This is a genomic window from Solibacillus sp. FSL K6-1126, from assembly GCF_038003445.1.
GTDB classification, from domain to species: Bacteria; Bacillota; Bacilli; order Bacillales_A; family Planococcaceae; genus Solibacillus; species Solibacillus silvestris.
Genome location: NZ_JBBOPD010000001.1, coordinates 3,145,001 through 3,156,874, shown reverse-complemented (window position 1 = coordinate 3,156,874; position 11,874 = coordinate 3,145,001). Strand labels below are relative to the sequence as shown.

Sequence of the window (11,874 nt, the reverse complement as noted above, 5' to 3'; positions counted from 1 at the left end):
ATAAACATTGAACATTTAACCATGTTTTTTTAACATCTCGTCCATATACTGAACTGGAAGCTTTTTCAAAAAAGACATAATGACAAATCCGATAAAAAATAGCAGGCCGGTCGTATAAAATACGGAGTGGATTCCACCTAGGCTTGCTACAACCCCGCCTAATACTGGCCCGATTATATTGCCAAGGAAACGGAAACTCTGGTTATAGCCCATAATTTCACCTTGTACTTCAATCGGTGCTTCACGGCGAATAAGCGCGGATGTAATCGGGATTAGACCGCCGGATATAATTCCGAATAAGAACCGTAGTATGATCAGCTGCCATAACTCTGTAACGAAAGCCTGCGGAATGATGAAAATAACAGCCAATATTAACAAGTACGATAAAATCCGTTCATAACCATAATGGTCAGCTAATTTCCCCCAAAATCTAGCGAAACATATATTACCAAGCCCTGCAGCACTGAATGTAACACCAGCGAGCATTGCTACTTCCTGAGAAGGGGTAAGTTCAGATACGTATAGGGACAGCAATGGCTGAATACTAAAGTTCCCAATCTGAATGAGAGAAGTTACGAACATAACATTTAATATGAGGCGGTGATGGAAAATGGCCCAAATTACGTTTTTCCGTGAATAAATGGCATTCTTAACTTTTCGGATAATGGCCGGTTCATGAATTCCGAAAATGATAATAGTTGCTGCAATTGTAATTGTGACTGCGGTAATGAGAAATGTATATTTAAAGCCAAAAGTATCTGCCATCAAGCCTCCTAATACAGGACCGAATAATGTCCCGCCGACACTTCCCATCTGCAATGTCCCAAGCGTCTTTCCTGCAACTTCCTTTGGGGTATGTTTACTGATAAACGCAATGGAAGTAGGGATAAAGCCTGTTACAACACCCATTGCAAGTCGCAATACAAAAAACTGCTCGACATTTTGAACATAGCCCATTAAAAAGATACTTAACCCCACACCAAAACAGTTGATGATCATGATAGGCTTGTACCCGTATTTGTCAGCAATTCTCCCCCAAATCGGGGACATTAAAAATGCGGTAATAAATGTAGCCGCAAAGATTATGCCCGCCCATGTTTGGACATAATCATCGGAAAAATCACCGAGCGTATCAATATATAAAGACAAAAACGGCATAATCATCGTAACAGACGCTGCAACAATAAAGTTTGCTACTAAAATGATGATGAAATTATGTCGCATATTTTTCAAAAGTATCACATTCTTCCTTTTTTATTAAAATATAGTATAGCTTATTTCGTAATACGAAGGAAGTCCTTCGCAACATAGTGGCTTAAAATATTAGAGTTATGGTAAACTGGGACTTGGTATTAAAGGGGAAGTTTGGTTCTATACCTATACCCATCCTTTCCACATTTTATTTAAAGGAGAGACAAAAATGTTTCCACAATTATCGAAAGAACTAAATCCAGGCGAAGTAATGGTAGAAATGAACACAACAATGGGTTCAATCAAAATTAAATTATTCCCGGAGCACGCACCAAAAACAGTTGAAAACTTTTTAGGTCATGCAAAATCAGGTTACTATAACGGTATTATTTTCCACCGTGTAATTCCGAACTTCATGGTTCAAGGTGGCGATCCAACTGGTACTGGTATGGGCGGCGAGTCTATTTGGGGCGGTACATTCGAAGATGAGTGTGTGCCTGAGTTAATGAACATCCGCGGCGCATTATCAATGGCAAATGCGGGCCCTGGTACGAACGGTTCTCAATTCTTTATCGTTCAAGCACCTCAAGTTGAAGTATCGATGTTAAAACAGATGGAAGTGCGCGGCTGGTCAAAAGATGAAGTAGAATTTTATAAACAAAACGGCGGTACACCGTGGTTAGACGGTAAACATACAGTATTTGGCCAAGTTGTTGAAGGTATGGATGTTGTTGACAATATTGTTAAAGTTGACCGAAATATGCACGATAAGCCTAAAGAAGATGTTAAGATTGAGTCAATCACAGTAATTGACTAATTTTTAAAGGACGTGTGGGCTAGTGAACCAATTTTTAATGAATTTCTCTGGTGGCTTTTTATATTTCCCGGAAGACAAATCACTTTATCTTCCAGCTGCAATTGAATTCGCTATATTACTGATTATTGTTTTTGTTACATTCCGGTTCATCCGCCGCATCGCTGCTCGCCAAGCAGCACAGGCTAAAATTTTGGAAGAACGCGCATTAAAAGAACGTGATGCGCGTATCGCTAAAGAAAACGCTAAGGAAGAATACCAAAAGCAATAATCAAAATGATGTAATAAAAATGGGGCAGTCCGGAAATTAATATTTCCAGGCTGCCCCTTTGATTCATTATTCAAATGTTGCCATCGTTCTTTTAATGCGTTCAACCCCGTCCTGCAACAGTTCGAATGGACAAGCTACATTGATACGTAAGAAGCCTCTTCCTGCTTCCCCGTATTTTGTCCCTGGATCTAGCGCAACTTGTCCTACTGATAGAAGTCGTGCCATTAGTTCCTTTTCTTCAATCCCTGTTTTACGATAGTCAATCCACATTAAATACGTCGCATCGGGAATTTCCACATCAAGTCCTTCAATAGCGTTCAATTCTTTCGCAACATATTCCATATTGTTTTTTATATAAACAAGAAGATCGTCCAACCACGCTGCTCCTTCTGAATAGACAGCCTTTACAGCAGTCGAAGCAAATGTATTTAAACCTAAATTACCGTGTGCCTGTGTATTTTTCTCGATTGCCGTAAATAGTTTACGGTCTGATGCAACAATCATTGCTGCATGAATTCCGGCAATATTAAACGTTTTTGTTGGTGCAATACATGTGATAATTTTTGCCTCGTTTGCATTCGCTAACGTTAATACAGGCGTATATGATTTTTGTATTGAAATATCCGCATGAATTTCATCGGATAATAGATAGACATCGTATTGAACACATAGTGCGACTAACTGCTCCAGCTCTTCACGGCTCCAAACAATACCGATCGGGTTATGCGGATTACATAAAACAAATAGTTTAATACCGGCGCGGAATATTTCTTCAAGCTCAGCAAAATCCATCGTATAATGACCATTTTGTTCAGTTAATTCACATGTTACGACTTCACGTTTCTGAGCAGCCGGTACATTGGTAAATGGTGGGTATGCTGGAGTGGACATACCGATTTTATCACCAACCTCTGTAAAGGTTTCGATAATGGTCGCGATTGCCGGCACAACACCAGGCTGGAAAATAATTGTGTTAGGATCAATCGTCCATTGGTGGCGCGTTTTATACCAATGAACAATTGCATTTTTTACATCGTTGTCAGCAAATGTATAGCCAAAAATAGGGTGCTCCAATCGAGCCTTTAGTGCTTCTGTTAAAGCTGCAGGTGGAGGGAAGTCCATATCTGCTACCCACATCGGCAGTAGTTCTGTAGTGTTATCTTTCAGATTGTAAACGACATTCATCATATCCCATTTTACAGATGCGGAACCGCGACGATCATGAACTTTATTAAAAATAGACATTTGAATCCTCTTTTCTTATGATTTCTTTCAAATTATGGTATCATACTTACTATTATAAGAGGTAGTTAGGTGAATCAAATGGATAATATTGAAATGAATCAAAAATGTGTACATTTATTGGAACAGTGGGACCCTTTTAGCTACGGTACCGATAGTTATTCTACTGAAACGGCAGATGTTGTCGCTGCACTTCAAAATATTGACGATCCAACAACATTGGCAAAAGTCATTCAAAGAGTTTATGAATACTCTTTTGAACAATGGATTCCATTCGAGCAATGTGTTGCAATCGCTTATAAATTAATTGCCGTAAAATTCGAAGCGAAGTGTATTATATAAAAAGCAGGCGACCTGTAAGCTGAGGTCGCCCGCATTTTAATGTAATCCGTCAATTAAGTTCAAAACCGGAACTTCCAAAATAGTTGATAAAATTAGTATGGTTTGGGTTGAAGGAATTTGCTCACCGTTTTCGTAGGCTGTCAGTTTTTCAATACTGATTTGTGTTCGTAATGAAAGCTCTTCAATTGATAAATTCTTTTCCGAACGTAAAGTTTTCATCTGTTCCTGAAACTGCAATTTCATTTCCCATCTCCTCCCCGTATATGTTTACTATCATATGAACAACAACTTATAAAGTCCTCTAAATAATAAAAAAAACTTGTCCGATTTTTAAATCGGACAAGTTTTTCAAGTTTAACTAAAGAAAACTTTATTAATAAAGATAGCCGCAATTGAAAGTGGGGCTACATAACGTACAATAAACAACCAGCAATTATAAACAATTGGGGATGCCTGCATTTCTTCACGAGAAATTTTCTTTGAATAATAATATCCGGCAAAAATAGAAGTTAAAAAGGCACCGATCGGCATTAAAATCGCGCTTGTTACATAATCAACAAAGTCAAAAATAGACCGTTCGAAAATGGTGATGTCCGATAAAATGCCGAATGACAAAGCACTGGGGATCCCGACAATAAAAATAATCGATGCTAATAACCAAGAGGCTTTTTTACGCTGAGCTGTTTTTTCTCGAATACCGATTGAAACGACCACTTCCAATAATGCAATCGCGGATGTAACTGTTGCAAACAGGAGTAAGATGAAAAATACCAGCAATAAAAATCCGCCAAATGGCAATTGTTCAAAAACCGCTGGGATCATTATAAATACTAAGCCAGGTCCCTCTGTAGGAGAAAAGCCTAATGCGAATACTGCAGGAAATATAACAAGGCCTGCCAATAAAGAAATCGCAATATTCATACTCGCAACATTTACAGCAGAAGTTACAATTTTTTCTTTCTTAGATAAATAAGATGCGTATGTTATCATTGCCGCAACTCCAATACTAAGAGAGAAGAACGCTTGACCTAACGCTAACATTAAAGTATCGCCGCTTAGGTATGACCAGTCCGGAACGAACATGAATTTAACGCCTTCCATCGCACCATCCAATGTAATAGAACGAATAAACAGTAAAATGAAAAATAAGAATAGAATCGGCATCATCCATTTACTTGCTGTTTCAATCCCGTTTTTTATTCCAGCTTGTACAATGAATAATGTTAAAAGCATGAAAGCAGCCTGTGCGATTAACACTTCCCATGGGTTTGAAATGATATCCGTGAACAAAGTGCTGAAATTTACCCCTTGACCTGTAAGTGAAAAACTAACAGCCCGAAGTATATAGCTTAATATCCAACCACCTACAACACTATAGAAGGATAATATTAACCCGCACGCAACAAGGCCAATCCAACCGATCATAAACCACGGTTTATTTGGAGCCTGCTCTTTAAAAGATGTGATCGGATCTTTTTGACCTCGTCGTCCAATCATAAATTCTGCGATTAATATCGGTAAACCAATTAAAATAGTACATAGAACAAACAAAATAATAAATACACTACCGCCATTCGTGCCCGCCATATAGGGGAACTTCCAAATCGCGCCAAGACCGATTGCGCTTCCTGCTGCCGCAAGTATGAATCCTATCTTAGATGTAAATTGATCTCTAGATGACAAAAAAAACCCTCCTCATATATATGCAAGTACTCATTTTACAGTACGATTCACGTATTTAGCAAAAAGTTTTTTGAATTTATTGAATCTGCAAATTGAAGGAGAAGAAATTTTTACATTTTTTTAGAAAGACTCTTATTTAATGACTTAAAAACGCTAGATTAAAGCGATTCTTTGTTACAGCTCGTCTCATATGTTATAATTTAACATGACATTTACGTATATACGAAAAGAAGGTAGGAACAACGTATGACAAAAAAAATTGAAGTGGGTGACGTGCTAACGGGTAAAGTGACAGGAATTCAACCATACGGAGCTTTTGTTGCTTTAGATGAATATACGCAGGGACTTGTGCATATTTCTGAAATCACATACGGTTTTGTGAAGGATGTAAGTGATTTTTTATCCGTCGGGGATGAAATAGAAGTTAAAGTTCTGGATGTGGATACAGATCAAAAAAAAATAAGCTTATCGATACGCGAGCTGCAGGAAGTACCGTTCCACCGAAGAAGGGATATGCCGCCACGGCGTTCTTTACAAGATCGGGTCGATGAAGTGGATGCGGATGGATTTCAAATTTTAAAGGAAAAATTGAAAGATTGGATCGAACAATCTGGACATTAAGCAAGACATGTTCAATTTATTTTTAATAAGTTGGACATGTTTTTTATATGGAGACAATAGGTCAGTTTTGAGCAAATTTCATGAAAAAAGCGCTTTCTTCGTTAATTATCAAAGGAATTGTTAAAAGTGTATAAAATGTGGCTAAATATTTAACAAACTCTGAATAAAGTATGTTACAATGTTGGCGGAAAGACCCAAATACATCAAAATTTAAAGAGGCGAATTATAAAATGGCTGAAAATTTGAACTTATTTACATCAACTCAAGAAGTAATTCATGAGGCATTAAATAAACTAGGCTATGACGAAGCAATGTATGAATTACTGAAAGAACCACTTCGTATGTTGACTGTGCGTATTCCTGTAAAAATGGATGACGGTACGACAAAAGTATTTACTGGTTACCGTGCACAACATAATGATGCAGTAGGTCCAACAAAAGGTGGCGTACGCTTCCACCCGATGGTATCGGAAGAGGAAGTGAAAGCGCTTTCGATGTGGATGACGTTAAAATGCGGTATTGTTGACCTTCCATATGGCGGAGGGAAAGGTGGCGTTATCTGTGACCCACGCGAAATGTCAATGGGTGAAATTGAACGATTAAGCCGCGGCTATGTTCGTGCCATTAGTCAAGTAGTTGGCCCGACGAAGGATATTCCTGCACCAGACGTATTTACAAATGCTCAAATTATGGCTTGGATGATGGATGAGTACAGCCGTATGGATGAATTTAACTCGCCAGGATTCATTACAGGTAAACCAATCGTTCTTGGCGGTTCACAAGGTCGCGACCGTGCAACTGCAGAAGGTGTTACAATTGTGATCGAAGAAGCTGCAAAAAAACGTAATATTGATATTAAAGGCGCACGAGTGGTTATTCAAGGCTTCGGTAACGCAGGTAGTTTCTTAGCGAAGTTTATGAGTGATTTAGGTGCGAAAGTTATTGGTATTTCAGATGCACACGGTGCGTTACATGATCCGAACGGTTTGGATATCGATTACTTATTAGATCGCCGCGATTCATTTGGAACGGTTACTACATTGTTTGAAAATACAATTTCAAACAAAGAGCTTTTGGAACTGGATTGCGATATTTTAGTGCCTGCTGCTATTGAAAATCAAATTACAGCGGACAACGCACATCAAATTAAAGCAAACATCGTTGTAGAAGCAGCGAACGGTCCAACTACAGCTGAAGCAACTAAAATTTTAACAGAGCGCGGTATTTTGCTTGTTCCGGATGTTTTAGCGTCTGCTGGTGGTGTAACGGTATCTTACTTCGAATGGGTACAAAACAATATGGGTTATTATTGGACGGAAGAAGAAGTACGTGAAAAATTATATTCAAAAATGATTGCTGCATTTGAAAATGTTTATACAACAGCTCAAAACCGTAATATTAACATGCGTTTGGCTGCATATATGGTTGGTGTTCGCCGCACTGCCGAGGCCTCTCGCTTCCGTGGATGGGTATAAACATTATATTATTAAGTCTCACTCCTATTATTGGAGTGGGACTTTTTTGAAAATAGGGGGAACTAATAATGAACGAATTTTCATTTTATAATCCAGTAAAGATTCATTTTGGTAAAGGGAGTATTGAACATTTAAGAAAAGAACTTCCGCAATATGGAAAAAATATATTAATCGTGTATGGAGGGGGAAGTATTAAATCGAATGGTGTATACGATGATATTATGGCCATTTTAAATGACTTGAACATGAATGTATTTGAGTTATCAGGTGTCGAACCAAACCCTCGTGTAGAAACAGCACGTAAAGGTATTGAAATTTGTAAAGAAAATCAGATTGATATCGTGTTGGCGGTAGGGGGCGGTTCGGTCATTGACTGCTCTAAGTTAATCGTTGCAGGTGCAAAAGTGGAGGCGGATGCCTGGGATATCGTAACTAGAAAAGTTATGGCAACTGAAGCATTACCATTAGCGACAGTCCTGACATTAGCAGCGACAGCATCTGAAATGAACTCAGGTTCGGTTATTACGAACTTAGAAACAAAAGAGAAGTATGGTTGGGGTAGCCCGGCAACTTTTCCGAAATTCTCGATTTTAGATCCATCCTATACTTATTCAGTGCCGGCAAACCAAACGGTAAATGGTGTTGTTGATACAATGTCTCATATCTTTGAACAGTATTTCAACAATGCTACAAACACACCGATTACAGATGAAATGAGCGAAGGGATTTTACGTACGCTAATCGATGTTGCACCAAAAGCATTGAAAGATCCGTCTAACTATGAGCATCGTGAAACATTAATGCTTGCAGGAACAATCGGCCTAAATGGTTTCCTGGCATTAGGCTCACGCGGTGACTGGGCAACGCATAATATTGAGCATGCGGTATCAGCATATTACGATATTGCACATGCAAGCGGCTTAGCTATTTTATTCCCGAACTGGATGAAGCATAATTTACATGTGAATCCTTCCCGTTTTGCAAAATTAGCTGTAAATGTATTCAATATTGATCCGACAAACAAATCAGAGGAACAAGTTGGTTTGGAAGGTATTGAAGCATTATCAGCGTTTTGGACATCTCTTGGTGCCCCGAATCGCTTAGCTGACTATGATATTGATGCTACACACTTCGAAGAAATGGTTGAGCATTGCCTAGTATATGGTCCATTCGGCAACTTCAATAAACTTGAAGCAGAGGATGTACGCAAAATTTTAGAAATGTCTTTATAAGAACGTGAAAAAAAGGAAGCGGTCGGATAGTGGGACCAGCTTCCTTTTTACTTGATTCAATTAAATCATGCCTTTTTCTGATTCGGGTTTTGTAGCGATATGTGTCCAGCTGCGTTCTCCATTATCCTCATCGAACGCCAACGTAACTTTTGTCACACCTTTTTGGTTTAACAGCAGTGTAGTTAAATGATCGCGTACATCATCTAAATAGGCGAGAGACAAACTTGGATCTGTTTCCGCAATAAGTTCAACATGTAAAAATTCGCCTTCTTTAATTACTTCAAGTCGTGCGATATCTGTTACATGAGGATCTTCCATCACAAGATTTCCGATATGCACAAGCATTTCCTCATCAGTTTCTCCAATTGCCCCACGTGCATTATCTAAAAAGACACGGCCAACTACGTAAAACATCATTAAACCGATTACCATTGAAATAAATCCTTCTAATCGGTAAAATTCGGTGAAATATGCTATAACAATTGCTAAAAACGCCAGGACATTACCTGAAGTCGCCACTAAGTCTTCCATCCATACAAGCTTTGTCGCCGGTTTTGCACGCTTTAAATATTTTGCAGACTGGAATATTATTATCCCTTTAGGTTCTACGCTAACTTCATGAAGCACTTCTTTTGCGGCTTTATTTAAAACAAAACCTTCTAGAATGATACCAATTGCCAATACACCAAGAGCAATCAAAACTCCTGAAGATTCCGTTGCAGGATGCATAAAATGATGCCATCCTTCTTTAATTGTTTCATATGAAAGGATTGCTACAATTAAAACGGCGCCCAAACAGACTAAGTTAACTATACGTCCGTAACCATTCGGGAATTTTGGAGTAGGAGCCTTTTTTGCTAGGGCAGAGCCTATGAATACGAAAAATTGGTTTGCAGCATCCCCGAAAGAGTGCATCATTTCGGCGAACATCGCAACATTTCCAGTAAAGAAGAACGCAACTCCTTTAATCGTTCCTAAAAATGTATTGACGAATGCAGCGAGTAATGACGGTTTATTACCATCCTTGAGTAATTTAAATAGTTCTCCCATTGCGTTTTCCTCCGTTAATCTAAATATTCTATTTTAATATTTCTTACATAATCCAACTTTCGCAGCCGGTTGTAAAGTTCGATTGTATGATTCGTTTCGACGGTCGACAATCGTATATCGATTTCGTGCAACAGCTTATCAGAAAATGGTACATCCCTGATAGAAATATTATCAATATACATATCATGCTCCCTCAAATAATCCACGAGATTTTTTATATTATCTGCTTGGTCGGTATTGATAATTAAAGATACTTCACGCATTCTTAGACGTTTTGGACCGAATCTAAACAGAAAAGGTGCCAGTAGTTCAATGCCCAGTACGACAATAATCACAGTAATAAAAGCTTCAATATAAAAGCCAGCTCCTACGGCAATTCCGATTCCGGCTGCTCCCCAAATCATTGCTGCTGTTGTAAGACCCGTTATACTGTCATTCCCCTTACGCAAAATAACACCAGCACCTAAAAAACCAATACCACTTACAATTTGTGCAGCTAATCGCAATGGATCCATCGTAATGTTAATATCGTCTCGTGCAGGTGTTGAATAGGCAGTCTCAATTGAGATAATCGTAAGTAAACAACTAAACGTTGCAATAACTAAACTTGTCTTTAGACCGACTGGCTTCTTTTTCAATTCCCTTTCGATACCAATAATTAAACTTAGTGTAGCCGCAATTAATAATTTTAATAAAATTTCTAACGTAAATTTATCATTCGCTAACCATTCCATATCCAAACATCTCCTTCATGTTAAATGGAATTCAAATCCTCTCGAAAAATAATTCTTAATAAGGTATAGTTTGATAATGTGATATGAGGTATCGCAAAATATTTCGTATTAGATAATATATTATAGAAAGAAGGGATTTTAGTGGAAAAACCACCAATCCACCCGTATATCCCTATTATTATTGGGGTAATCTCTGTTTCCCTTTCTGCGATTTTTGTAAAACTTTCAAGTGCAGATGCTGGAGTTATTGCCTTTTACCGTATGCTGTTTTCGATAATGATTATGCTCCCGTGGTTTTTGATGAAATATAAAAATGAAATAAAAGTGCTGTCAAAACGCGATTGGGTCTTTTCATTAATCGCAGGGGTATTTTTATCATTTCATTTTATTTTATGGTTTGAATCATTAAATTACACTTCTGTAGCCAGTTCTACAGTGTTAGTAACAATGCAGCCGCTATTTGCTTTTATAGGAACGTATTTATTTTTCAAAGAAAAGATAACGCTCCAGACATTTATTGCAGGGGGCATTGCGATTTTAGGCAGCGTCCTTATTAGCTGGGGAGATTTCAAAATTAGTGGTACGGCACTTTATGGGGATATATTAGCATTGATTGCCTGTGCCTTAATAACGGGTTATTTATTGTTCGGGCAAGATGTACGGAAAAGATTGTCTCTTGTTACATACACGATGGTCGTTTATTCAGTAAGTACAGTTACTTTATTCTTTTATATTATTGTAAAAGGGGAATCATTCGGTCCGTATCCGGCGATTGATTGGATGTGGTTTATTTTATTGGCGATTATTCCAAACTTATTAGGGCATAATCTTTTCAACTGGGTGTTAAAATGGACGAGTACAAATGTAATTTCGATTGCCATTTTATTTGAACCGGTTGGTGCTGCGCTACTTGCAATGTTTATCTTCAATGAATATTTGACTGTTTCCCAAATTGTAGGAGGATTAGTCGTTATTTTGGGGATTATGTTGTTTGTAATAGACCTAAAAAAGTTTTTTAGAAAAAAAGCTTGATTTCAACTATCCTTTTGAGGTATATTATTACTTGTCCTTAAGAGGATAGTTACTTCAAAAATATTTCGCAATAATTATTGACTTCGTAGAAACAGTATATTACACTAGTCGAAGTCGCTAATGAAGTGAAAAAATATTATAAAATGTTATTGACATAATAATAGTGAAATGATAATATTGAGAAGTT

Annotated in this window: 13 protein-coding genes; 7 read left to right on the top strand and 6 right to left on the bottom strand. The window is 37.9% G+C overall.

The window, feature by feature from the left end:
* Positions 1-15: 15 nt before the first annotated feature.
* Complete coding sequence (locus MHH44_RS15780; RefSeq protein WP_014823049.1) at positions 16-1,233, bottom strand: MFS transporter; 1,218 nt, start codon at positions 1,231-1,233, stop codon at positions 16-18.
* A gap of 187 nt (positions 1,234-1,420) precedes the next feature.
* Between MHH44_RS15780 and MHH44_RS15775 the strand changes: the two genes are divergently transcribed.
* The gene (locus MHH44_RS15775; protein WP_008408840.1) at positions 1,421-2,008 is read left to right on the top strand and encodes a peptidylprolyl isomerase; all 588 of its coding nucleotides are present in this window, start codon (positions 1,421-1,423) and stop codon (positions 2,006-2,008) included.
* Positions 2,009-2,030: 22 nt separating this feature from the next.
* A complete protein-coding gene (locus MHH44_RS15770; protein WP_008408841.1) occupies positions 2,031-2,276 on the top strand; it encodes a hypothetical protein in 246 nt (81 codons plus the stop codon).
* Positions 2,277-2,342: 66 nt separating this feature from the next.
* Here MHH44_RS15770 and MHH44_RS15765 read toward each other — a convergent pair whose 3' ends face one another.
* A complete protein-coding gene (locus MHH44_RS15765; RefSeq protein ID WP_065216288.1) occupies positions 2,343-3,521 on the bottom strand; it encodes a MalY/PatB family protein in 1,179 nt (392 codons plus the stop codon).
* Between the two features lie 78 nt (positions 3,522-3,599).
* Between MHH44_RS15765 and MHH44_RS15760 the strand changes: the two genes are divergently transcribed.
* Positions 3,600-3,860: a YugE family protein gene (locus MHH44_RS15760; RefSeq protein WP_173364534.1), complete on the top strand. Its 261-nt coding sequence runs from the start codon at positions 3,600-3,602 to the stop codon at positions 3,858-3,860.
* A 36-nt stretch (positions 3,861-3,896) separates the two neighbouring features.
* Here MHH44_RS15760 and MHH44_RS15755 read toward each other — a convergent pair whose 3' ends face one another.
* Together MHH44_RS15755 and MHH44_RS15750 are read right to left on the bottom strand one after the other, a co-directional pair.
* Positions 3,897-4,103: a helix-turn-helix domain-containing protein gene (locus tag MHH44_RS15755; protein WP_008408845.1), complete on the bottom strand. Its 207-nt coding sequence runs from the start codon at positions 4,101-4,103 to the stop codon at positions 3,897-3,899.
* A gap of 111 nt (positions 4,104-4,214) precedes the next feature.
* Positions 4,215-5,543 (bottom strand): sodium-dependent transporter, encoded by a 1,329-nt coding sequence (locus tag MHH44_RS15750; protein WP_008408847.1) that lies wholly within the window; start codon positions 5,541-5,543, stop codon positions 4,215-4,217.
* A gap of 246 nt (positions 5,544-5,789) precedes the next feature.
* On the opposite strand from MHH44_RS15750, the gene yugI reads away from it, so the two are divergent.
* From yugI to MHH44_RS15735, 3 genes are all read left to right on the top strand, one after another.
* Complete coding sequence (gene yugI, locus MHH44_RS15745) at positions 5,790-6,164, top strand: S1 domain-containing post-transcriptional regulator GSP13 (protein WP_008408849.1); 375 nt, start codon at positions 5,790-5,792, stop codon at positions 6,162-6,164.
* 230 nt (positions 6,165-6,394) lie between these two features.
* Positions 6,395-7,639 (top strand): Glu/Leu/Phe/Val family dehydrogenase, encoded by a 1,245-nt coding sequence (locus MHH44_RS15740; RefSeq protein WP_008408851.1) that lies wholly within the window; start codon positions 6,395-6,397, stop codon positions 7,637-7,639.
* Positions 7,640-7,707: 68 nt separating this feature from the next.
* The gene (locus MHH44_RS15735; protein WP_008408853.1) at positions 7,708-8,871 is read left to right on the top strand and encodes an iron-containing alcohol dehydrogenase; all 1,164 of its coding nucleotides are present in this window, start codon (positions 7,708-7,710) and stop codon (positions 8,869-8,871) included.
* A gap of 60 nt (positions 8,872-8,931) precedes the next feature.
* Here the strand turns inward: MHH44_RS15735 and MHH44_RS15730 are convergent, their stop codons facing one another.
* A complete protein-coding gene (locus MHH44_RS15730) occupies positions 8,932-9,921 on the bottom strand; it encodes a cation diffusion facilitator family transporter (RefSeq protein WP_065216286.1) in 990 nt (329 codons plus the stop codon).
* A 14-nt stretch (positions 9,922-9,935) separates the two neighbouring features.
* Positions 9,936-10,655: an MgtC/SapB family protein gene (locus MHH44_RS15725; protein ID WP_008408857.1), complete on the bottom strand. Its 720-nt coding sequence runs from the start codon at positions 10,653-10,655 to the stop codon at positions 9,936-9,938.
* A 141-nt stretch (positions 10,656-10,796) separates the two neighbouring features.
* Here MHH44_RS15725 and MHH44_RS15720 point away from each other — a divergent pair, with 141 nt between their 5' ends.
* Entirely contained in the window at positions 10,797-11,687 is an 891-nt protein-coding gene (locus tag MHH44_RS15720) for a DMT family transporter (protein ID WP_340798990.1), read from the top strand.
* Positions 11,688-11,874 lie beyond the last annotated feature (187 nt).

What these genes read in the sequence shown, in the direction of transcription:
- MHH44_RS15775 (WP_008408840.1), top strand. Translation starts at nt 1,421, where the DNA reads ATGTTTCCACAATTATCGAAAGAACTAAATCCAGGCGAAGTAATGGTA.
- MHH44_RS15765 (WP_065216288.1), bottom strand. Translation starts at nt 3,521, where the DNA reads ATGTCTATTTTTAATAAAGTTCATGATCGTCGCGGTTCCGCATCTGTA.
- MHH44_RS15760 (WP_173364534.1), top strand. Translation starts at nt 3,600, where the DNA reads ATGGATAATATTGAAATGAATCAAAAATGTGTACATTTATTGGAACAG.
- MHH44_RS15755 (WP_008408845.1), bottom strand. Translation starts at nt 4,103, where the DNA reads ATGAAATTGCAGTTTCAGGAACAGATGAAAACTTTACGTTCGGAAAAG.
- yugI (WP_008408849.1), top strand. Translation starts at nt 5,790, where the DNA reads ATGACAAAAAAAATTGAAGTGGGTGACGTGCTAACGGGTAAAGTGACA.
- MHH44_RS15740 (WP_008408851.1), top strand. Translation starts at nt 6,395, where the DNA reads ATGGCTGAAAATTTGAACTTATTTACATCAACTCAAGAAGTAATTCAT.
- MHH44_RS15735 (WP_008408853.1), top strand. Translation starts at nt 7,708, where the DNA reads ATGAACGAATTTTCATTTTATAATCCAGTAAAGATTCATTTTGGTAAA.
- MHH44_RS15730 (WP_065216286.1), bottom strand. Translation starts at nt 9,921, where the DNA reads ATGGGAGAACTATTTAAATTACTCAAGGATGGTAATAAACCGTCATTA.
- MHH44_RS15725 (WP_008408857.1), bottom strand. Translation starts at nt 10,655, where the DNA reads ATGGAATGGTTAGCGAATGATAAATTTACGTTAGAAATTTTATTAAAA.